General features: G+C 67.8%; 18 protein-coding genes. 9 read left to right on the top strand and 9 right to left on the bottom strand.

What is annotated here, in order from left to right; all coding sequences use genetic code 11:
• Positions 1–2 precede the first annotated feature (2 nt).
• The 5 genes from FZ029_RS22385 to FZ029_RS22365 all read left to right on the top strand — a co-directional run bounded on the left by FZ029_RS22385 (position 3) and on the right by FZ029_RS22365 (position 5,187).
• On the top strand, positions 3–1,352 hold the full coding sequence (locus FZ029_RS22385) for a cbb3-type cytochrome c oxidase subunit I (protein ID WP_149271992.1): 1,350 nt from the start codon (positions 3–5) through the stop codon (positions 1,350–1,352).
• Entirely contained in the window at positions 1,349–2,146 is a 798-nt protein-coding gene (locus tag FZ029_RS22380) for a CbbQ/NirQ/NorQ/GpvN family protein (RefSeq protein ID WP_149271991.1), read from the top strand. The genes FZ029_RS22385 and FZ029_RS22380 overlap by 4 nt, the downstream gene beginning before the upstream one ends.
• A gap of 8 nt (positions 2,147–2,154) precedes the next feature.
• Positions 2,155–4,071: a VWA domain-containing protein gene (locus FZ029_RS22375; protein ID WP_149271990.1), complete on the top strand. Its 1,917-nt coding sequence runs from the start codon at positions 2,155–2,157 to the stop codon at positions 4,069–4,071.
• A gap of 23 nt (positions 4,072–4,094) precedes the next feature.
• The gene (locus FZ029_RS22370; protein WP_149271989.1) at positions 4,095–4,769 is read left to right on the top strand and encodes a DUF4142 domain-containing protein; all 675 of its coding nucleotides are present in this window, start codon (positions 4,095–4,097) and stop codon (positions 4,767–4,769) included.
• Positions 4,770–4,908: 139 nt separating this feature from the next.
• Entirely contained in the window at positions 4,909–5,187 is a 279-nt protein-coding gene (locus tag FZ029_RS22365) for a DUF6522 family protein (RefSeq protein WP_149271988.1), read from the top strand.
• Positions 5,188–5,320: 133 nt separating this feature from the next.
• Here FZ029_RS22365 and FZ029_RS22360 read toward each other — a convergent pair whose 3' ends face one another.
• Genes FZ029_RS22360 through FZ029_RS22340 form a run of 5 tightly spaced genes read right to left on the bottom strand, consistent with a single transcriptional unit; the run spans position 5,321 to position 11,652 of the window.
• On the bottom strand, positions 5,321–6,286 hold the full coding sequence (locus FZ029_RS22360; RefSeq protein ID WP_149271987.1) for a phosphatidate cytidylyltransferase: 966 nt from the start codon (positions 6,284–6,286) through the stop codon (positions 5,321–5,323).
• An 8-nt stretch (positions 6,287–6,294) separates the two neighbouring features.
• A complete protein-coding gene (locus FZ029_RS22355; RefSeq protein ID WP_149271986.1) occupies positions 6,295–6,969 on the bottom strand; it encodes a lysophospholipid acyltransferase family protein in 675 nt (224 codons plus the stop codon).
• Positions 6,966–7,673 (bottom strand): CDP-alcohol phosphatidyltransferase family protein, encoded by a 708-nt coding sequence (locus tag FZ029_RS22350; RefSeq protein ID WP_247892444.1) that lies wholly within the window; start codon positions 7,671–7,673, stop codon positions 6,966–6,968. The genes FZ029_RS22355 and FZ029_RS22350 overlap by 4 nt, the downstream gene beginning before the upstream one ends.
• Positions 7,670–11,083, bottom strand: a complete 3,414-nt coding sequence (locus tag FZ029_RS22345; RefSeq protein WP_149271985.1) for an acyl-[ACP]--phospholipid O-acyltransferase — start codon at positions 11,081–11,083, stop codon at positions 7,670–7,672. Before FZ029_RS22345 ends, FZ029_RS22350 begins: the two co-directional genes overlap by 4 nt.
• Positions 11,080–11,652 carry a TetR/AcrR family transcriptional regulator gene (locus FZ029_RS22340; protein ID WP_188052018.1) on the bottom strand — a complete coding sequence of 191 codons (573 nt, stop codon included), beginning with the start codon at positions 11,650–11,652 and terminating at the stop codon, positions 11,080–11,082. The genes FZ029_RS22345 and FZ029_RS22340 overlap by 4 nt, the downstream gene beginning before the upstream one ends.
• Before the next feature lie 216 nt (positions 11,653–11,868).
• On the opposite strand from FZ029_RS22340, the gene FZ029_RS22335 reads away from it, so the two are divergent.
• Genes FZ029_RS22335 through FZ029_RS22325 form a run of 3 tightly spaced genes read left to right on the top strand, consistent with a single transcriptional unit; the run spans position 11,869 to position 14,110 of the window.
• On the top strand, positions 11,869–12,282 hold the full coding sequence (locus FZ029_RS22335) for a DUF350 domain-containing protein (RefSeq protein WP_149271983.1): 414 nt from the start codon (positions 11,869–11,871) through the stop codon (positions 12,280–12,282).
• Positions 12,283–12,300: 18 nt separating this feature from the next.
• On the top strand, positions 12,301–12,897 hold the full coding sequence (locus FZ029_RS22330; RefSeq protein ID WP_247892443.1) for a DUF1190 domain-containing protein: 597 nt from the start codon (positions 12,301–12,303) through the stop codon (positions 12,895–12,897).
• A gap of 4 nt (positions 12,898–12,901) precedes the next feature.
• Positions 12,902–14,110: a glutathionylspermidine synthase family protein gene (locus FZ029_RS22325; RefSeq protein ID WP_149271981.1), complete on the top strand. Its 1,209-nt coding sequence runs from the start codon at positions 12,902–12,904 to the stop codon at positions 14,108–14,110.
• A 12-nt stretch (positions 14,111–14,122) separates the two neighbouring features.
• Here the strand turns inward: FZ029_RS22325 and FZ029_RS22320 are convergent, their stop codons facing one another.
• The 4 genes from FZ029_RS22320 to FZ029_RS22305 all read right to left on the bottom strand — a co-directional run bounded on the left by FZ029_RS22320 (position 14,123) and on the right by FZ029_RS22305 (position 19,223).
• Positions 14,123–14,875 carry an isochorismatase family protein gene (locus tag FZ029_RS22320; protein ID WP_149271980.1) on the bottom strand — a complete coding sequence of 251 codons (753 nt, stop codon included), beginning with the start codon at positions 14,873–14,875 and terminating at the stop codon, positions 14,123–14,125.
• A gap of 17 nt (positions 14,876–14,892) precedes the next feature.
• Complete coding sequence (locus tag FZ029_RS22315; protein WP_149271979.1) at positions 14,893–16,209, bottom strand: nicotinate phosphoribosyltransferase; 1,317 nt, start codon at positions 16,207–16,209, stop codon at positions 14,893–14,895.
• Positions 16,210–16,239: 30 nt separating this feature from the next.
• On the bottom strand, positions 16,240–17,952 hold the full coding sequence (locus FZ029_RS22310) for an NAD+ synthase (RefSeq protein ID WP_149271978.1): 1,713 nt from the start codon (positions 17,950–17,952) through the stop codon (positions 16,240–16,242).
• A 113-nt stretch (positions 17,953–18,065) separates the two neighbouring features.
• Positions 18,066–19,223 (bottom strand): bifunctional nicotinamide-nucleotide adenylyltransferase/Nudix hydroxylase, encoded by a 1,158-nt coding sequence (locus tag FZ029_RS22305; RefSeq protein ID WP_149271977.1) that lies wholly within the window; start codon positions 19,221–19,223, stop codon positions 18,066–18,068.
• A 353-nt stretch (positions 19,224–19,576) separates the two neighbouring features.
• Between FZ029_RS22305 and FZ029_RS22300 the strand changes: the two genes are divergently transcribed.
• Complete coding sequence (locus tag FZ029_RS22300) at positions 19,577–20,452, top strand: AraC family transcriptional regulator (RefSeq protein ID WP_149271976.1); 876 nt, start codon at positions 19,577–19,579, stop codon at positions 20,450–20,452.
• The last annotated feature ends 134 nt before the right edge of the window (positions 20,453–20,586 follow it).

Genomic DNA, 20,586 nt, shown 5'->3' with positions numbered 1-20,586 from the left:
GGATGAGATTCGCCACGCAACGTATCGCCTACTGGTACTTTGTCTGCGCCATGGCGCTGTTCGGCGTCCAGATCCTGTTCGGGGCCCTGGCCGGAACCGTCTATGTGATCCCGAACTTCCTGTCGGAGATCCTGCCGTTCAACATCCTGCGCATGATCCACACCAATGCGCTGATCGTCTGGCTGCTGCTGGGCTTCTTCGGCGCCGCCTATTACCTGATCCCGGAAGAGGCGGAGCGCGACATCGAAAGCCCGATGCTGGCCTATGCGCAGCTGGTGATCCTGATGGTCGGCGCGCTGGGGGCGGTCGGCAGCTACATGCTGGGCATCCATGGCGGGCGCGAGTTCCTGGAACAGCCGCTGTGGGTCAAGATCGGCATCGTCGTGGCGGCGCTGATCTTCCTCTACAACGTGTCGCTGACGGTCCTGCGCGGGCGGCGCACGGCGGTCACCAACGTCCTGCTGCTCGGACTCTGGGGCCTGGCGATCTTCTTCCTGTTCGCCTTCTACAATCCCGGCAACATCGCGGTGGACAAGCTGTACTGGTGGTACGTCGTCCATCTGTGGGTCGAGGGTGTGTGGGAGCTGATCATGGCCTCCATCCTTGCCTTCCTGGTCATCAAGATGACCGGCGTCGACCGCGAGGTGGTGGAGAAATGGCTCTACGCCATCGTCGGACTTGCCCTGTTCTCCGGACTGCTCGGCACCGGGCACCATTATTACTGGATCGGCGCGCCCGGCTATTGGCAGTGGATCGGCTCCGTCTTCTCGACGCTGGAGGTCGCACCCTTCTTCGCCATGGTGCTGTTCGCCTTCTCCATGGCCTGGAAGGGCCGGCGCGACCATCCGAACAAGGCGGCCTTCCTGTGGACGCTGGGCACGCCGGTGATGGCCTTCTTCGGCGGCGGTGTCTGGGGCTTCCTGCACACCCTGTCCTTCGTCAACTACTACAGCCACGGCACCCAGGTCACCGCGGCACACGGGCATCTCGCCTTCTTCGGCGCCTATGTGATGCTGAACCTGTCGATGATCTCCTATGCCATGCCCAACCTGAGCAATCGTGCGCCCTACAACCAGGTGCTCAACATGTGGAGCTTCTGGATCATGACCTCGGCGATGGCCTTCATGACCTTCACCCTGACCTTCGCCGGGGTCGTCCAGGTCCATCTCCAGCGCGTCATGGGCATGACCTACATGGAGGTGCAGGATCAGCTTGCGCTGTTCTACTGGATGCGGCTCGGCTCCGGCATCGTCGTGGCGTTGTCGGTGCTGCTCTTCCTCTACGCGATGTTCGGCCCGGCCCGCGAGCAAATCCCGCAGCGGTCGCGGCCCTCCGTGGCGCCGGCCGAATGACGACCGGGCCGGACGGCATGGCGGTCCCCTTCTACGCGGCGACCGGCAACGAGGTGGCGCTGTTCGAGCACGCCCACCGCAACCGGTTGCCGGTGCTGCTGAAGGGGCCGACCGGCTGCGGCAAGACGCGCTTCGTCGCCCACATGGCGGCGCGGCTGGGCCGGCCGCTCCACACCGTATCCTGCCACGACGACCTGACCGCCGCCGACCTGACCGGCCGCTACCTGCTGAAGGGTGGCGATACCGTGTGGGTCGACGGCCCGCTGACCCGTGCCGTACGGGAGGGCGCCGTTTGCTATCTCGACGAAGTGGTGGAGGCGCGCAAGGACGTCACCGTCGTGCTGCACCCGCTGACCGACGACCGCCGCATCCTGCCGCTGGAGCGCACCGGCGAGACGCTGGAAGCACCGCCGGACTTCATGCTGGTGGTTTCCTACAACCCCGGTTACCAGAACATCCTGAAATCCCTGAAGCCCAGCACCCGCCAGCGTTTCGTCGCCATCACTTTCGACTTCCCGGCACCGGAGGCGGAAACGGCCATCGTCGCACGGGAAAGCGGGCTGGAACACGACCAAGTCGCTCCGCTGGTCCGCCTCGCCAACGCGCTCCGCGCGCTGAAGGGCCAGGATCTGGAGGAGGGTGTTTCGACCCGCCTGCTGATCTATTGCGCCACGCTGATCCGCTCCGGCCTGCCGCGCGACGACGCGGTTCTGGCCGCCATGGTCGAGCCGCTGACCGACGACGACGAGGTGAAGGCGGCCCTGCTGCGGACCGCCGAACTCACGATCGGGTGAGGGACGCCATGGCATCTTTCTGGGAACCGGAGGAATTCGTCGGCGGCCTGTGGCACCGCCTCGTCGGCAATACGGCCTCCTACCGGCTCCACCCGGAGGCCGCGGTCAGATTGGACGACATGCGCGTCCGCCTCGGCGTGCTGTTCCGCGCGATGGGCGGCCCCGGCGCCGTCCGCCTCGCCGCCGGCACCGCCGAGACCTCCCACCACCGGCTCGGCCTGCGCCAGCGCCTTGGGCTGGACGTCGAAAAGCTCGCCCGCCCGCGTTACGACGGCGTGACGCTTCACCTGCCGGACAGCATCGACCTGTTCGCCGAGCGCTCGCTCAATGCCGGACTCTACGAGTGGCTGGCCGCCTTCTTCGCCCACGCGCCGCCGGCGCTTCCGCTCCCGGACGACCCGCTGCAGGCCGACATTGTCCGCCTGCGCACCGCCCGCTTGGCCACCGGCCGGGCGCTCGACAGCCTGCCCGGACTGCGCCCGCTGCACGACCGCCTGTGCGCCGCCCTTCGCGCGGCCCGGCCGGCCCGGCGCCTGACCGGGCAGGAGGCCGCGGTGGAGGCGCTGGTCATGGCTCTGCTCGGCGCGGCTATCCAACCCGACCGGACGTTGTGGGCTTTGGCCGCGGACCCGGCGGCGCCGCTCGACGGCATTTGCTCCGCTCCCGATTATCGTCCCTTCCTGCCGGTGCCGCTGTGGGGGGAGGTGTCGGCTCCGCCCGCCGGCAGTGCACCCGCCGCCGGCACGGAGGATGAGGCCGGAAGCGGCGAGGATGCCGACGGCAAGCGCCGCAAGGCGTCGCGGCGGAACAGCGACCAGACGCAGCGCGACGATCCTCTGATGCTGAACCGCTTCGAGAAGATCCTGGGCTTGGCCGAGATGGTCAACCTGAACCGCAAGGTCGAGGATGACGACGCGGAGAATGCCCGCAAGGCCGCCGAAGACCTCGACGAGATCGCGCTCGGTCAACACGAGCGCCGGGTGGCCACCCGCCTCAAGCTCGACCTCGATCTTGCGCCCGCGGATGCCGACCTTGAACCGCTTACCGCCGAGGTCCTGTACCCCGAATGGGATTGGAAACACCGCCGCTACCTGCCGGACCACTGCCGCGTGATCGCCGAACCGGCGGCGCTGGAAGGGGAGGACTGGCGGCCGGACGATGGCGCGCTACGCCGCATCCGTCTGGTTCGGCGCCAGTTCGAAGCGATGCGCCCCCGTCGCCAGCGCCTTCCCGCCCAGCCCGACGGCGACGAACTCGACCTGTCCGCCCTGGTCGCGTCGGTCGCCGACCGCCGCGCCGGCGGTTGCGGATCGGACCGGGTGTTCACCGCCGTGCGCAACATCGCCCGTGACCTGTCGGTCTGCGTCCTGGTCGACGTGTCGCTGTCGACCGACAGTTACGTGGAGGACCGCCGCGTGCTCGACGTGGAGAAGGAGGCGCTGCTGGTCCTGACCCACGGGCTGACCGCCTGCGGCGACGAGCACGCCATCCTGACCTTCAGCTCGCACCGCCGGCAGCGGGTGGAGGTGCGCACCGTCAAGGAGTTCGGCCAGCCGCTGAACGCCCGCGTCCTGCGCCGCATCCAGGCGCTCCGCCCCGGCCGCTATACCCGGATGGGGGCGGCGCTGCGCCACGCCACCGCCCAGTTGAAGGATCGTCCCCACACGCACCGCCTGCTGCTGGTCCTGACCGACGGCAAGCCCAACGACACCGACCATTACGAGGGCCGCCACGCCGTCGAGGACACCCGGATGGCTGTGCTGGAGGCCCGCCGCGCCGGGCTGAAGCTGTTCGGCGTCACGGTGGACGAGAAGGGGCGCGACTATCTCCCCTTCATCTTCGGCCCCGGCGCCTATGCCATCTTCCCGCATGTGGGCCGCCTGTCCGCGGCGCTGCCCGCCCTTTACCGCCAGTTGACGGGGTGACGGACCCCCGAAGGAGAGCCGCCATGCGCAAGATCGCCGCACTCGCCCTGTTGGGGTTCGCCTTGATGCCGGCCCCGGTCTGGTCGCAAGCCAACCTCCGGCCGGATCCCAATCCGCGGGTGCCGCCCCAGCCCGGCCAGTCGCTGCCCTATGAGGACGCCCTGTTCCTCAAGGAAGCCGCCCTCGCCGGTCGGGGGCAGGCCGAATTGGGACGCATAGTCGCAGAGAGGGCGACCGACGATGCGCTGCGTGCGCTGGGACAGCGCATCGCCGACACCCAAAGGACTCTCGGAAGCGAGATCGAGCGCCTGGCCTCGTCCCGCAATCTGCCGCCGGCGAGCACGCTGAAGCAGGAGGAAGCGGACCGCTTCGGCGCCGCCGGAACCGTCACCAACCCGGCCAACGCGCGGGAGGATCTGTCTGCCAAGGCGGTTCAATCGCTGTCGGAGGCGAGCGGCGAGGCGTTCGGCAAAACCTATGTCGAAGCCCAGCTGCGGCTGCACGACAGGCTGGTCGATCTCTACCAGACCGAGGCGTCGAATTCGCCCGATCGCGAGCTTTCGACCTTCGCCATCACCAGCCTGGTGGCCATCCAGAAGGACCGCGACTCCCTGTACCAGATGGCCGGCCGCTTCGGCCTCGAGACCCATCGCGAGGGGCAGGCCATCCAGTACGGCGATCCTGCCAAAGCCCGTTGATCACTAAAGCAACGCAATGACCAAGTGTCTTTGGAGGTGAAGACCGATTGCGGCGGCGGATTTGCCGAATCGCAAACAGACCCTCTGTCCATGGTGTCATACTGTCCTGTACCTCGTTATCGGCAATCGGGTGACGCACATGACCAGTTCACAGGCAAAGCCGCAGACACTCGTCGGCACGCAAGTCGCAGGAAGGGACCAGGCCGGCAGTTTGGTGTTCGATGCAAAATGCGTGGCTCCCCTCCTCGGGCTCAAACCCGAAGTATTTATGGAAGAGTTGAAGAGAGGGATGGTTTACCAAGTTCATGAACTGGGAATGGAAGAGGACAGCGGCAGGACGCGGGTGACATTCCGTTATCGGGCACGGCAATCCGTCTTGATCGTGGATGCTCTGGGGTTTGCCCTTCATGTCGGATGAGAGTGCCCTCCCTCCACATTAAATTTTTATCAGGATCAATGGCATATCCTGCTGATTCCCATGGCTGTGCTTGGAACCGGCAACGCCGGACCCACGAACAGGGCGCGCGGGCGTTGTGGAGCGGGAAGCTTGGTCAGGTGAACCAATAGCGCGTGAGGTGGAAGAACAGCGGTGCCGAGAACACGATGGAATCGAGGCGGTCGAGGACGCCGCCATGACCCTCGATCATGGTGCCCCAATCCTTGACCCCGAGGTCGCGCTTCATTGCCGACAGGACGAAGCCGCCGAAAAAGCCGGCGATCACGATCGTCAGCGACATGCCGGCCGCCTGGAGCGGCGTGAAGGGCGTGATGACGTGCAGCCCGGTGCCGATTGCAACGGCGGTCAGCCCGCCGCCGATCAGCCCCTCTACCGTCTTGGACGGGCTGATGCCGGGCGACAGCCGGGTCTTGCCCCACAGCTTGCCGAAGACATACTGGAAGACGTCGCTCAGCTGCGCCACCGTCATCAGGTACAGCAGCAGCAGGGCGGTGGGCAGCCGGTAGCCCGGGATGTCGAGCCACAGCAGGGCCGGCGCGTGGCTGGTGCAGTAGACCGCCAGCATCAGTCCCCACTGCGCCTTGGCGGTGCGGGTCAGGAAATCGGTGGCGTCGGCGCCCAACACCGACAGCGACGGCAGCGCCATGAACACGTAGACGGGGATGAAGATCGAGAACAGTCCGTACCAGCCAACCCCGATCAGCCAGTATTGCAGCGGCACGACCACGAAGAAGGACAGGAACAGCCCGGCATGGTCGCCGCGCCGGGTCGGCGTCAGCGTGAGGAACTCGCGCAACGCCAGATAGGAGAGCAGGGTGAACAGGACCAGCGTCACCACGCTGCCCAGCAGCATCGCCGCCGCGAACAGCGCCACCATCACCCACCAGGAGCGGATGCGGGCGTTCAGGTTGCGCACGGTGTCGCGCCCGGCCGGCGTCCGCACGCGATAGGCGAGGACGGTGCCGATCAGGGTGGCGACGACCAGCAGGCCCAGGGCGGCGCCTGACAGCCAGAGGAACAGCGGGTCGGTGGTGGCGAAGAAGCTCGTCACTGCGGTCATCACGCTGCTCATTGGGCGGTCCGTTGGCCAGAGGACGGGGAGTTGGACTGGGGATTGGATTGGGATTTGGGCCGGGACAGCGACACCAGCGCATCGCGCGCCCGCTCCAGGAAAGCCGCCTTTTCCTCCCCCGCGACCGGTTCAAGGGGTGCGCCGAAGCGCATGGTGCAGATCAGCGGCACCAGCAGCGGCATGCCCTTCGGCATCACGCGGTGCAGGTTCTCGATGAAGACGGGCACCAGTTCGGCATTCGGCACCCGTTGGGAGAGATGATAGAGGCCGCTCTTGAACGGAGCCACGGTGCCGTCGCCGCGCGTGCCTTCGGGGAAGAGGATCAGCGACTGTCCGCTTTCCAGCACCGCCGCCATGGCGTCCATCACCTCCGCCGTCGCCTTGCCGGTGCGGTCGACCAGCAGCGCGTTCAGGCAACCCACCGCCACCGCGCGGCGCAGGGCCGAGCCGCCCCAATAGTCGAGCGCCGCCACCGGATGCGTGCGCGCCCGCAGCTTCGCCGGCAGGGCCGCCATGACGGCGAGCGTGTCGAGGTGGCTGGTGTGGTTGGCGAAATAGATGCGCGGGACATCCACGGGAGCGCTGCCTTCCCAGCTCGCACGGGCGCCGACCAGCAGGCGGGTCAGTCCGAGCAGACCGTGGCGGAGCGCCGGTTGGAAAAGAGGGATCATGACCGGGCCTCCGGTTTATGGGCTTCCAGATGTTGGGCGTTCGGATGCTGGATTTTCAGGCGGCGGGCGATGCCGAGCGTGCGCGTCGCGACGGTCAGCAGGCTGCCGGCCGTGATGATCCAGGCCGCCGCGAGCAGGCTGTACCTCGTCCCCCACAGCGCATGCTCGACCGCCTGGGCGAGCAGGGCGACGGTGAGGGCGGCCATGCGGCGCTGCTTGGCCATCACGCCGCCGAAATCCTGCGCCAGCCCGAGGGCGCCGCCGAAGGTGCGGACATAGGCGGTCATTATGGCGGCCAGCGCCGCCGCCCAGCCGATCCAGGGCAGGCCGGCGGCGTAGCCCAATGGCACCAGGAAGGCGGTGTCGGCGACACGGTCGGGGATCTCGTTGTAGAGCGCGCCGACCGGCGATCCCTTGCCGCCCTCCACCGCGACCATGCCGTCGAGCAGGTTGCACACAAGGCGCAGCTGGACGCACAGCGCGGCGCCGATCCAGGCCACGACGCCGCCCTGCAGCAGAAGGGCGCCGCCGATTGCCGCCCACACAGCCGACAGCAGCGAGATCTGGTTGGGGGTCACGGGCGTCGTGGTCAGCCACGCCGCCAGCCGTTGCGCCCAGCGGGCCGACCGGGTGGCGATGGGGCGGCGGTCGGCGGCCGGCTTGGCGGCGGCAGCCTTGGCGGCGGTTGCGGAGGTCTCCATCATGCAGGCTCCTTGGCGGCGATGTCGGCGACGAAGCGCGTCACGGCCGGATAGTCGGTCTTGCCGGTGCCCAGCAGCGGGACGGCGTCGATGCGCAGGATGTCGCGCGGAATGGCGATCTCGGGCGCTCCCCTGGTCCTTGCGGCGGCGGCCAGCGCGTCGCGAGACAACGCGCTGCTGGTGGTGGCCAGCACGATCCGCTCGCCGCGCTTGGCGTCGGGCAGGGCGACGGCGGCATGCGTGGCGTCCGGATCGGCGATGCTCGCCAGCTCTTCGACGAGGCCGAGCGGGATCATCTCGCCCGCCACCTTGGCGAAGCGTTTGACCCGGCCGACGATGCGGATGAAGCCGTCGGCGTCGATCTCGACGATGTCGCCGGTGTCGTGCCAGCCATCCTGCGGCGGCTGGATCACGCCGGGACGGTCGGCGTGCAGGTAACCCTTCATCACGTTCGGCCCGCGCACCCGCAGCCGCCCGCCGTCATCGACGCCGGGCACCGGCACCAGTTCGGTCTCGATGCCGGGCAGGGCCTGCCCGACGCTGCCGGAGCGGAAGCGGGCAGGGGTGTTGACGGCGATCACCGGCGCGGTCTCGGTGGTGCCGTAGCCTTCCAGCAGGTGGACGCGCAGCCGTTCGGTGTAGACGCGCCGCGTCTCCTCCTGCAGCCGCTCGGCTCCGGCGAAGACGAGGCGCAGCGAGCGGTAGTCGTAGGGGTCGGCGGACCGCGCCCAGGCGTTCAGGAAGAAGTCGGTGCCGAACAGGACGGTGGCGTTGGTCTGGTAGACCAGTTCAGGGATCAGCCTGACATGGCGCGGGTTGGGATAGAGCACTGTCTTCACCCCGTTCAGGATCGGCAGCAGCATGCCGCCCGTCAGGCCGAAGGAGTGGAAGGTGGGCAGGCAGTTGAACACCACGTCCTGCCGGTTGAAATCCACCACCGACGCCACCTGCGCCATGTTGGCGAGCAGATTGCCATGGCTGAGCGCCACGCCCTTGGGCGGCCCCTCCGACCCGGAGGTGAAGAGGATGGCGGCGATGTCGTCGCCGCTTCCCTGCGGCGGCAGCAGCCGTTCCGGGGCGACCAGCGCCGCCAGGGCGCGCAGCTTGTCGCCCAGCCGCAGCCCGCGCTTGATGTCTTCGAGATGGATGATGGCGTGGTCGGCGGCCAGCGCCTCGACCAGGGCGCCGAGGCGGGCCTTTTCGACGAACTGGGCGGAGGTGACGATCCGGCGCACCCCGGCGGCGCGGCAGGCGGCCTTCACCGACTCATGGCCGGCGGTGAAGTTCAGCATGGCGGCCGGCCGGCCATGGGCGGCGAGGCCGAAGAACACCGCCGCCGTCGGCGAGGCGGTCGGCAGCAACACGCCCACCGGCTCGTTCGCGTCCGTGCCCTTGGTCAGGATGCGGCCAAGCACCAGGGCACGGGCCGCCAGCGCGCGGTAGGACAGGGTGGAGAAGTCGCCGTCCTGGACGGCGTCCTCCCGCGCCCCGGTCTTGGCCCGGGCGTCGAGCAGGGCCAGCATCAGCGTCTCGGGCCGCGGGCGGGCGGCAAAGACGCTCTCCGTCATCACGCGCGAAAGCCAGGACTTCAGGGCGGCGCGCCGCTTCTTGCCGACCAGACCGCCAACCTCGGGCGTCATGACCGGCGGCAGCACGGTGATGGTGATGCGCGGGAACAGGCCGAGCCGCAGCCGGCCATGCATGCGCGACAGGATCGAACGCTGGGCGCCCTCGATGCAGACCGGCACCACCGGGCAACGCGCCTTGTCGGCCAGCATGCCGGGGCCGCCGTTGATCTTCATCAGCGACCCGGTTACGGTGATCCTCCCCTCCGGAAAGACGCAGACCTTGTCGCCGTCGGCAAGCGCGCGGGCCAGGATTCGGGTGCCGAGCGGGTTGGTCGGATCGATGGTGACATGGTCGGCGATCGCCAGGAACGGCTTGACCAAGGCCAGCTTGGCGATATGGGTATCGACGGCGAAGCGCATTCCCGGCAGGAAGGCGGCGAGCAGCGCGCCGTCCAGGAAGGACTGGTGGTTCGGCGTCACGACGGCGGCGCCGTCGAGACCGGCCAGATGCTCCGCCCCGCGTACCTCGACACGGAAGGCCAGTCGGAACAGGCCGCGGAAGACGGCGCGCATCAGCGCCTGGGCATCGACGGCGAGCGCCATCACCACCGCGACCAGCATGCTGGCACCGCCCACGGAGGCGACCGCCAGCGGCGAGAAGCCCAGCGCCAGCATCGCGGCGGCAGCAGCCGAGCCGGCCACCATGTAGAGCGCGTTGACCACATTGGCGGTAGCGATGACGCGGGCGCGGGTTCCCGCCGCCGCCCGGTACTGGATCAGCGCATAGAGCGGAACGGCGAAGGCCCCGCCGGCGGCGGCGATGACGAACAGGTCGGCCAGCAGCGGCAGCGCCCAGGGCTGGGCCAGCAGCGCCAGCGGCGAGAGCGGCTCCGCCGCGGGGACTGCCGGCGTCAGCAGGGGCAGGGCGGCACCCGCCAGGGCGGCGACCAGACCGGCCAGCGCGGCGCGGCCGGCGTCGGCGGTGGACGGCGTGCGGTGGCTGAGGCCGGCAAACATCGATCCGGCGGCCACGCCGACGGCGAACACCGCCAGCAGCAGGGTGGCGCCGCCGCTGTCGGTGCCCAGCGTCTCGCGGGCGATGGACGGGAATTGCGCCATCACCACCGCGCCGACGCCCCAGAACACCGAGATGCCGTGGATCGCCCGCATCGACGCCCTGTCGCCGGCGACCGAGCGCAGCACCCGCACCGTCACCGACAGCGGATTCAGCCCGACGCGCACCGCCGGGTCGGCGTTGCCTGCGCGCGGGATGAACAGCGACGCGGCCAGACCCAGCACGGCGGAAGCGCCGAGCAGCCCCGGCACCGCCCAGGGGTGGAGCAGGGCCAGCGAGCCGCCGGCGATGGTGCCCAACAGGATGGCGACGAAGGTTCCGGCTTCGACCAGTCCGTTGGCGGCGGTCAATTCGGACGGGGCGAGCAGGTCGGGCAGCAGGCCGTATTTGACCGGCCCGAACATCGTCGAATGGGCGCCCATGCCGACCAGCGCGATGATCAGGACGGGCAGGTCGGCGGCGACGATGCCCCAGGAAGCCACGGCCATCAGGCCGATCTCCGCCAGCTTGACGGCGCGGGCGATCAGCGTGCGGTCGTAGCGGTCGGCCAGCTGGCCGGCGGTGGCGGACAGCAGCAGGAAGGGCAGGGTGAAGGCGCCCGCCGCCAGCGTCGAGACCATCGCCCCGCTCAGGGCGCCATCCCCGGACACGCCGTACACCGCCAGTACGGCGATGGCGCCGCGCAGCACATTGTCGCCGAAAGCGCCGAGGAACTGGGCGAGGAACAGCGGCAGGAAGCGCCGCGAAGCGAGAAGGGCGGAAGCGTTCATTGCCCGGCTCCGGTTCTGGTAATCCCGTTGAGGATCGCGTCGGCGATCGGGCCGGCGAGGGTGGAGAGCGGCGCCGTCTGCCGGCCGTAGACCTGCGACTGCACGTTCAGCACGATGGCGCCGATGACGATGTGGGACAGTGCGTCGCGGTCGGCCGGAACGATGCTGCCCTCGGCGATCCCGTCGGCGACGATGCCGCAGATCACGTCGACCGGCGTCTCCTGGCCCTGCGGCACCAGGGGCAGCGATTCATGCTGCGACAGCAGAAGGAAGCGGGTGCGGTCGGGGGCCGCCTCCGCCAGATGGAAGGCATGGTGGATGACCCGCCGCAGCCGCTCCGGCGCCGGGCCGTGGCCGGCTGCGTCGCGCAGGCTCTGCGACATGGCCGTGTATTCCGCCGCGAACAGGTCGGCCGCCAGTTCCTCCTTGCTCGGCCAGTGGCGGTAGAGCGCCCCCTCCGACACCCCGGCGGCGCGGGCGATGTCGCGGACGGTCGTCGCCTTCACCCCTTTCTGGGCGAACAGCGCGATGGCGGCATCGCGGACCTTGTGGCGAACGTCGGTGGACATGACGCCTCCATGTGAATGAATGTTCACTCACACGGTGACGAAGCCATTTCATGTGCGCAACGGCGAAAAAGGATAGGTCTCTGGCTCCGCGCCGCCGCCCGGAGGTTTACCACTTATGATCCGACTTGGTTCGACCGCTGCCGGCCCGTCCGGCCTTGTCGGACGTCTGCAAACGATGCAACGCTGTGGGGTGGTGATGCAACGTTGGATGAAGGTATGACCTCGGTTCTCCAGTCCCTGACAACCCTGCCGTCATATCTGCTCTTCGCCTTGGTGATGCTGGGGTTCCTGTTGCTTTTCATCCTGGCCTACACCGCCGTCACTCCCTATCGCGACCTGGCCCTGGTCCGTCAGGGGAACACGACCGCGGCCCTCACCCTGGGCGGCGCCATGATCGGCTTCGCCCTGCCTTTGACGAGTGTCGCATCCCACACCAGCAGCATCGTCGATCTCGCGGTGTGGGGAGTGATCGCGCTGGTGTCGCAGCTCCTGGCCTACGTCATCGGTTCGCGCGTGCTGTTGCCGGAATTCCGTGCCGGTGTCGAAGCCGACCGCACCGCTTACGGCATCCTGCTCGCCAGCCTCTCCATAGCGGTCGGGCTGTTGAACTATGGCTCGCTGACTTATTGAGTGAAGGACGGTTTCCCAATGAAGCGCTCGCGCACCGTGGCGGCCCTGCTGCTGGGCGGCATCAGCCCGATCCTGGTTGCCTGCGGCGAGGACGGCCCTGAAGAGGCGACCGTCTATCCCTCCGTCGAAGCCTGCACCGCAGAGATGCCGGCGGGCGACTGTGCCGCCGCCTTCGCCGCTGCGCGCGAGGAGCATCGGGCGGGTGCCCCCCGCTTCGCCAACCGGGAGGCCTGCGAGGCGGAAATGGGCGACGGTGCCTGCACCCCGGCCAATGAGGGGGCGAACGAAGGCGGGGGAAGCGGCGTGGGGAACGTCTTCGTTCCGGCCTTGGTCGGCTTCATGATCGGCCGCAGCCTGACAGGCGGTTACGCCCAGCCGGTCTATTTCGACCGCCAGGGCTATGCCCGCAGCGGCAACACCCGGATCGCCGACACGCCGCTGCCACCGCAACGCCGGGACGAGGTCCGTCCGGGGAGCGGCGGTGCGGCCTCCAGTTCCGGTTCCTATTACCGGCCGGGCTCGGGCAATGCCGGCAAGTCCTTCACGGTCACCACGACCGGGCGCAGCGCCGGCTTCGGCTCGACCGGATCGTCGCGCGGCTTTTCGGGGAGCTGAGGCCATGGAGCGCGTGCCGACGGCGCCCCGCCCGCAGTGGCAGGCCAAGCTCGACGAGATCGGCTTTCCGTTTCATACCGACGCCGACGGCACGGCCTATTGGGACGAAAGCGCCCATTGGCGCTTCTCCCTTGCCGAAATCGAGACGCTGGAGGCCGCCGCCGAGGAGGTCTACCGGCTGTGCGAGCAGGCGGTCGGCCATGTCGTGACGCGGGGCCTGTACGAGGCGGTCGGACTTCCCCGCTGGGCCGCCCCGGCCATCGAGGCGAGCTGGGCGGAGCGTGACGGCAGGGACATGGCGCTCTACGCCCGCTTCGACTTCGCCTGGGACGGCAAGGGCGGGCCGCCGAAAGCGCTGGAGCTGAACGCCGAGACGCCGACCTCGCTCTACGAGACCGCCGTCGCTCAATGGTGCTGGCTTCAGGATGCCTATCCGGAAGCTGATCAGTTCAACAGCCTGGAGGAGGCTCTGGTCGGGCGCTGGCAGGCGCGGATGCAGAGCTTTCCCACCCTGGCGTCGCAGGCGGAGGCGGTGCATTTCGCCTGCCTGATGCCGCACCCGGAGGACGAGGCGACCATCGCCTATCTCCAGACCCTTGCCTTGCGCGCCGGCATGACCACCAAGGCGATGCCGATCCAGGCGATCCGCTACGATGACGCCTCCGGTTGTTTTCTGGACGATGCCGGCCTGCCGATCCGGCACCTCATGAAGCTGTATCCCTGGGACTGGATGATCCGGGAGGAGACCGGCCGCGAACTGGTGGCCGCCGCTGCTCAAGGGCGGATCCGGATGATCGAGCCGGCCTGGAAGATGGTGATGGCATCGAAGGGGCTGTTCGCCCTGCTGTGGGAGCTGAACCCCGGCCATCCCAACCTGTTGCAGACGGCGCTCGACCGCAGCGGCTTTCCAGCCGGCAGCATGGTGGTGGCGAAGCCGCTGCTCGGTCGCGAGGGCAGCAATGTCAGCATCGCCACCCTCGACGCCGCCGGCTTCCCGGTCGGCCAGCCGATCGCCCAGACCGAGGGGCCCTATGTCGACGATGGCTGGGTCTACCAAGCCTACACGCCGCTGGCGGAGGCCGACGGCAACCATGCCGTCTTCGGCGTCTGGATGGCCGGCGACAAGGCCTGCGGCCTGGGTATCCGCGAAGACCGCACGCTCATCACCGGCAACACCAGCCGCTTCGTCCCGCACATGATCGCGTCGGCCTGACGGCGCAGGCGGTCAGGGGGTCTGCAAGAGCAGCTCGTCTGCGATCACCGCACCGCTCGCCTGCATCAGGTATAGCCCCATGTGGTGGGCGACCCTCTGCGGGTGGGCCGCGGTGTCGTGCAGGCCGAGGCCGCGCGCGGTGTCCAGCGGCAGGTCGTAGGTGGCACATCCCGGTTCATACACCACGATCTCGCGCAGCGGCCCGGTCATGCCGTGGTTGCGTGCCGACAGCAGCGCTTGCACCGCCTGAAGAACGCAGATGTCGGTGCAGATGCCGTCCACCACCAGCGTCTCGATGCCGTTGGCGGCGATCCAGTCGAACAGCCGGTTCCGGCCGGTCGCAAGGTCGGTCGTTCCGACGACGCCGTTGATGCAGTCCTTGCGCATCAGCGTGACACCGGGGGCGCCGTCCAGCCAGGACAGCTCCTCGACCAGATTCTCCTCGCCCGAGCCCGCCTCGCAGTGGGGCGGATAGGGGTACTCGGGCTTGCCCGGCTCATGGGTGTCTAGGAAAACCGCGATGGGATAGCCGGACTCGATGAACAGCCGGTCGGTGCGGTCGATCTCGGCGATCATGCGGCTGACCTGGGCGTTGGCCGCTGGCAGCGCCAGATTGCCGCCACCGATGGCGGCGAACCCCTTCACCGGATCGACATCGAGCTTTCCGACCCGCTTGCCGGTCAGCGGGACGGCGGTCCTGCGCACCGGCAGGGCGGCGGCAACGGCCTCCAGCGCGGCGGCCGGGCTGATGACGGTCTCGGTCATGATGCGTCTCCTCCGGTTCAGACGAGCACCGGGACGTTGGCGACGCCCTCGGTGCCGAAGATGGCACGGTAGCGGGCGACCTCGGGGGCCGGTCCGGTGGCCTTCTCGTAATTGTCGCTGAGCTTGACCGCCCCTTTCCAGGCGCCGTCGACCTCGACCGCGGTCACCTTGCAGACCAGGCTCAGCGGATCGAGCCCCTGTCCGTTGCGCGGGTGGCAGTTCCGGAAATCCGAGGTCAGCAGGGTGCCCCAGCCGTAGCCGTCGCGGATGCGGCCGGCGAAAGTCCGGTGGAGCCGCAGGATGTCCTCAACGTCCAGCCCGTCGCTGAACAGCACGCGCTTTTCGTGGGGATCACGGCCGTGGCGCTGCAGCCAGCCGATATACTCTTCGCCCGCCGTCACCGGGTCCTTGCTGTCGACCCGCATGCCGGTCCAGTCCGCCACCCACTCCGGCGCGTTCCGCAGGAACTGAGTCGATCCGAAGGTATCCGGCAGGAACACCAGCATCGCGCCGCCATAGGTCTCCTGCCACAGCCGCAGGACGTCGTACTGTGCGCCCAGCAGCTCGTCGTCGGTCCGGGCCAGGGCCGCGACCGTCGTCGGCAGCTCGTGCGCGTTGGTGCCGATGGCCTCCAGGTCATGCTTCATGGCGAAGTGGGTGTTGGAGGTGCCGATGAAGCGCGGGCCGAGTTCGGCCGCCATCGTCTCCACCACATACTCCTGCCAGAGGAAACTGTGGCGCCGCCGCGTGCCGAAATCGGAGAGGCTGAGATCCTCCAATGGGCGCAGCCGTTCGATCTTGTCCCACAGACGGACCTTGGCGCGGGCGTAGAGAATGTCGAGTTCGGTCTCGGTCATGCTGGCGAGTGCGGCGCGCGTCTTCAGTTCGTTGATGACGCTGAGGGCGTAGATCTCCCACATCGTCGTCATCGCCCACGACCCTTCGAAATCCAGGCGCCACTGGCCGTCCTCCTCCGACAGCCGGTAGTCGGGCAGGGCGAAGTCGTCGGCGAGCCAAGCGACGAACTCGGGCCGGAAGATCCCGCGCTGACCGTAGAAGGTGTTGCCTTGCAGCCAGATCGCCTCGGACCGCTTCAGGCGCAGCGAGCGCACATTGTCGAGCTGGCGGCGCAGTTCGGCCTCGTCGATGATCCGGGCCAGCTTCACCGAGCGGGTGCGGTTGATCAGGCTGAAGCGGACCTTCACGTCGCGGAAATGCCGCCAGATGAACTGCAGCATCGCCAGCTTGTACCAGTCGGTGTCCAGCAGGGAGCGGACGATGAAGTCGGTGGCGAAATTGTGGTTGTGGGCGCGGCCGCTGAAATTGACGAGCATGGCTGAAACCTCCTGTTCTCGCTGACCGGGTCACAGCCCGTAATGGTTGGTGACCGGCAGACGCCAGCCCAGCCCGTAGGTCCGTTCGGTGACGACCACACCCGGAGGGCTCTGGTCGCGCTTGTACTGCGCACGGGCCGTCATCCGGCCGATGCGCTCGGCATAGGCGATGGAAATCGGCTGTCCCACCGCAGCGCTCGCCAGTTCGGCGGCGCGATCTGCACCATTCAGTCCCTCGACCATGGTCGCCAGCACCGCGTCCAGATGCTCGTAGGCGCCCAGGGCCTGTTCGTCCGTCTGCCCCTCGCGCAGTTCGGCGCTCGGCGGCTTGGCGATGATGCGGTCGGGCATCACGGCACCTTGCGGACCGAGCAGGCCGGACGGGATGTGCGTGTTGCGCCAGCGCGCCAGACGGAAGACGACCGTCTTGTAGACGTCCTTCAGCACTGAATAGCCGCCGCACATGTCACCGTAGAGGGTCGCATAGCCGACGCTCATCTCACTCTTGTTGCCGGTGCTCAGCACCATCAGCCCAAGCCGGTTCGACAGGGCCATCAGCGTCATTCCGCGGACCCTGGCCTGGACATTCTCGAAGGTCGTGTCGTCCGCCGGCACCGGCCGGTCGGCAAAGACCGGAGCGAGCATGCCGTCGAAGGCGTTCATCGCCGGCGCGATCGGCACGGTGAGTAGGCGGGTTCCGAGCAGGGCCGCGGCCCGTTCGGCATCCTCCATGCTCTCCGCCGAGGTGTAGGGCGACGGCATGCGCACCAGAAGCACGCGGTCGGCGCCCAGCGCGTCCACCGCGACGGCGGCCGACAGGGCGCTGTCGATGCCGCCCGACATGCCGAGCACCACGCCGGGAAAGCCGTTCTTGTTCACATAGTCGCGCAAGCCCAGCACCAGGGCCCGGTACATCGCCTCGGTCTCGTCGGGATAGCCGTTCGGCAGCATGCCGAGCACGTCGCCGCGCCGCAGCTCGACACCGCCGTCCTCGCCGCGCTCCAGCGTGATGTCGAAGTCGCATTCCCGGAAGCCGGCCTGGGCGATCACCAGCCCGGCGCGGTCCATCACATAGCTGCCCCCGTCGAACACCAGGCTGTCCTGTCCCCCGACCTGATTGACGTAGAGGATCGGCAGGCCGGTGGCCTTGACCGTGCGCCGGCCGATGGCGAGCCGGACCGCCTGCTTCCCGCTCCTGAAATGCGAGCCGTTCGGCACGATCAGCACCTCGGCACCCTCGGCCGCCAGGGCTTGGGCGATCTTGCCGTGCCAGAAATCCTCGCAGATGGCGATGCCCAGGCGGAAGCCGCGGAAATCGACGGGTGAGGGCACCGGGCCGGGGGCGAAGACCCGCTTCTCGTCATAAACCTCGTCGTTTGGAAGCGTGTGTTTGAGCACGACCTTCATCGATCCGTCGGTCTCGATGAGGAAGGCTGCATTGTAGGGCAGTGAGGCGCCGTCGAGCGGGCCGCCGACCAGCACCGCGGGTCCGCCGTCGCCCCGCATCTCTCCGGCCAGCGCATCGAGCGCCTTGCGGAAATCGCGCCGGAAGCCCGGACGCAGCACGAGATCCTGAAGCGGATAGCCGGTGCCGAAACACTCGCTGAACACCAGCAGGTCGGCCTTGCCGCGATACAGCTCGCGATGGCGGCGGACGATGTCGAAATTGCTTCGAAGCGCGCCGACCGTGGGGTTGGCCTGGACGCAGACGATGCGCAGAGTGCGGGACGAAGTGCTGAACATGGCAAAGCTCCTTTGCCGAATGCCGCCAGTCTGTCCGGCGGGCTTGATCGTCTTATTGGAATGCGGCGATGGCCATGAAGGCGGCTGGCAACCGCACCGGTCAGGCATCGCGCTCAACTGTTGGACAGCGCGATCAGTGTTTGAATGATGTGAAAGTGATCTTCGAACATCTGTTCGGGATCGATTTCCGCGATCGGTACCCAACGGGCCGATTTGGAGTCGTCACCGCCACGCACCTTGGGAAAGCCGTCGTCGGTGGGCTTGAGCTGGATGAGGAAGGCCTGCGTCACCGTGCGCCCGCGCGACGAGCGGTAGGGGTGATCGAAGATCTGGCTGGCGCGGATGCCGCCCTCCAGAAATCCCGCCGGAACCTTGAGTTTCGTCTCCTCCCGCAACTCCCGGATCATGGCGTCCTTGATCCGCTCATGCTGTCCGACGAAGCCGCCGGGCAGCGCCAGCAGGCCACGTCCGGGCAGGCCTCGGCGTTCGACCAACAGGACGTGACCGGACAGAACCACCACGGCATCGGCGGTCAGAAAGGTCGGAGGGTAGGGAGCATTGGCCCACCCCGCCTTGTATTTGGCGATATAGGCGCTTTCCTCGGCCAGCCGCTTGTACTCATCGGTGCGTGCGAACTCCGCCATGAAGGCGGCGACATTCGCGGGCAGTGCTTCTTTCCACGCCTCTAGCGCCGCTGTCGCGTCGGCGAAATAGGCGTCGCGGATCGGCGTGGCCGAAATCCCCCGGCAGTTCATGCATTCCACGGCGCCCCATTGCGGGAACATGCGCAGATAGTAGCTGCTGTTGTCCTTCGAGTGACCGATCAAGCCGACCCTTGGGGCCGAGCCATCGGCAGGCCGGTGATGCTGCACGACGACGCCATGCACCGCGGCCTGGACATCGCGGATCCATTCCAGGTCGTTGTAGCGGTCGATGAGGGGAAGCACCGTGATGCGCTCGCACTCTTCCGGTGTGAAGGCACCCACTATGCAGGAACGCACCTCTTCGAAGCCGAAGGGATTGCGGTGGCTGCGCGCCTGACGCGACGATCCGACCAGCACAATCAGATGGCGCCCCAGCGACAAAGCCCGCTGCATGACGGTGAGATGGCCGAGATGGAACGGGCGGAAGCGGCCGACAAAGACCAAAAAATCGTATGCCGAGACGCTTTCGGTTCTGGTGGCCAAGGGACCTTGCGCACGGGGAACCGCGGTATTCCTCGGCAACGACAGGGTGCCGGACTCGCGCCCGGTGCTGTTGGTAGAGACCATGCTCAGCAAGCTCCTTGCTGAAAGAACGCCGCAGTCTATCTGCGACACAAGAACGATACGGTCATGGCGGAGGTTTCTCAAGGTCTTCGTGCATGCTCTTTTGGAGCAATGACCCTCCTCCGGATCAGTGGACACCTCCGCCAAGCGCCGAATGGAGTATCCGCTGTCTTCGGGCAGCGGGCCGGCCCTTCTTTATTGCCGCTCCTTCTCCTGTTGCCGGCAGCCATGCGTCCAAGGGATCCCGTCCGATGGATCTGGTAAAGGCGGCCGCTGACGATTAGCTTGTAAAGCAAACTATCGAAGATCACCCCGGCGGCTGCTGGCCGTGGGCGGGTAGGAAAGGACCGGAAGCCATGTCGAAAGCGATGCGCATCCATCAGGGAAGCTTTGGCCGCGTCGCCTTGTTGGACATGGACAATGCGCTGATCCATCACGCGCACCCCCATTGCCATGTGCTGATCAAGGCGTCGGGCGCCGACACCCGCTTCGCGGTGGGGGAGCAGCTCTATCCGCTGCGTGACGACACCGCGGTGCTGGTCAACAGCTGGGAGGCCCATTCCTATGCCCATCAGCCGGGCGCACCGCGCACCGTGATCCTGGCGCTGTACATCGAGCCGCGCTGGCTCGGCGCCATGCAGCGGGAACTCAACGCCAGCGGCAATCCCGGCTTCTTCGCGCAGTCCTGCGGCGAGCTGACGCCGTACATCCGCCGGCTGGCCGACCGTATGGCGGCGGAGCTGCTGTATGACGACCCGTCCGGCGAGCGGATGGAGGAGGCGCTGTTCGACCTGATGATCGCCATCATCGACCGTTTCTCCGAATGGCGGACACTGGGCGGCACGCGCTATGCCGCCCCGGCGGCCGGCGACTTCCGCATCCGTCAGGCCATTCGTTTCATGCGGGGAACCCTGGGCGAGGAATTCGACGCCGGCCGCGTCGCCGCCGCCGCCGGTCTGTCGCGTGCCCACATGTTCCGGCTATTCCAGCAGACGATGGCGATCACCCCGGCGCTTTATTTCAACGTGCTGCGGATGGAGGCGGCCATCGACGCCATGGCCGCCGGGGTGGAGAGCGCCACTGAGGTTTCCGGCCGGCTCGGTTTTTCGGCGCCCAGCCATTTCAGCCGTTTTTTCCGCAACCACCAGGGCGTGACACCCACCGAGTACCGCCGCGTCGTCAATCTGGTGGACCGGGCAGGCGGGGGGCCGCCTGAGGCCGGGCATGCATGAAAATGAGACGCTAGGGTAAATCGCGACACTCCACGGTAAAAGCGTTGCGGGGCCCACGGTCTAGTCTTCTCCGGTAACCGGAGGATGACGATGACGGCCACCCAAACGGCTCCTGAGGCCGCCACGCAGACCGT

The sequence above is a fragment of the Azospirillum sp. Sh1 genome (assembly GCF_008365135.1).
Lineage (GTDB): Bacteria > Pseudomonadota > Alphaproteobacteria > Azospirillales > Azospirillaceae > Azospirillum > Azospirillum oryzae.
Note: the sequence above shows the minus strand (reverse complement) of the source record. Positions and strands in the feature narration are given on the sequence as shown.

Coding starts and splice junctions, on each gene's coding strand:
- FZ029_RS22385 (WP_149271992.1), top strand. CDS start 3: ATGAGATTCGCCACGCAACGTATCGCCTACTGGTACTTTGTCTGCGCC.
- FZ029_RS22380 (WP_149271991.1), top strand. CDS start 1,349: ATGACGACCGGGCCGGACGGCATGGCGGTCCCCTTCTACGCGGCGACC.
- FZ029_RS22375 (WP_149271990.1), top strand. CDS start 2,155: ATGGCATCTTTCTGGGAACCGGAGGAATTCGTCGGCGGCCTGTGGCAC.
- FZ029_RS22370 (WP_149271989.1), top strand. CDS start 4,095: ATGCGCAAGATCGCCGCACTCGCCCTGTTGGGGTTCGCCTTGATGCCG.
- FZ029_RS22365 (WP_149271988.1), top strand. CDS start 4,909: ATGACCAGTTCACAGGCAAAGCCGCAGACACTCGTCGGCACGCAAGTC.
- FZ029_RS22360 (WP_149271987.1), bottom strand. CDS start 6,286: ATGACCGCAGTGACGAGCTTCTTCGCCACCACCGACCCGCTGTTCCTC.
- FZ029_RS22355 (WP_149271986.1), bottom strand. CDS start 6,969: ATGATCCCTCTTTTCCAACCGGCGCTCCGCCACGGTCTGCTCGGACTG.
- FZ029_RS22350 (WP_247892444.1), bottom strand. CDS start 7,673: ATGATGGAGACCTCCGCAACCGCCGCCAAGGCTGCCGCCGCCAAGCCG.
- FZ029_RS22345 (WP_149271985.1), bottom strand. CDS start 11,083: ATGAACGCTTCCGCCCTTCTCGCTTCGCGGCGCTTCCTGCCGCTGTTC.
- FZ029_RS22340 (WP_188052018.1), bottom strand. CDS start 11,652: ATGTCCACCGACGTTCGCCACAAGGTCCGCGATGCCGCCATCGCGCTG.
- FZ029_RS22335 (WP_149271983.1), top strand. CDS start 11,869: ATGACCTCGGTTCTCCAGTCCCTGACAACCCTGCCGTCATATCTGCTC.
- FZ029_RS22330 (WP_247892443.1), top strand. CDS start 12,301: ATGAAGCGCTCGCGCACCGTGGCGGCCCTGCTGCTGGGCGGCATCAGC.
- FZ029_RS22325 (WP_149271981.1), top strand. CDS start 12,902: ATGGAGCGCGTGCCGACGGCGCCCCGCCCGCAGTGGCAGGCCAAGCTC.
- FZ029_RS22320 (WP_149271980.1), bottom strand. CDS start 14,875: ATGACCGAGACCGTCATCAGCCCGGCCGCCGCGCTGGAGGCCGTTGCC.
- FZ029_RS22315 (WP_149271979.1), bottom strand. CDS start 16,209: ATGCTCGTCAATTTCAGCGGCCGCGCCCACAACCACAATTTCGCCACC.
- FZ029_RS22310 (WP_149271978.1), bottom strand. CDS start 17,952: ATGTTCAGCACTTCGTCCCGCACTCTGCGCATCGTCTGCGTCCAGGCC.
- FZ029_RS22305 (WP_149271977.1), bottom strand. CDS start 19,223: ATGGTCTCTACCAACAGCACCGGGCGCGAGTCCGGCACCCTGTCGTTG.
- FZ029_RS22300 (WP_149271976.1), top strand. CDS start 19,577: ATGTCGAAAGCGATGCGCATCCATCAGGGAAGCTTTGGCCGCGTCGCC.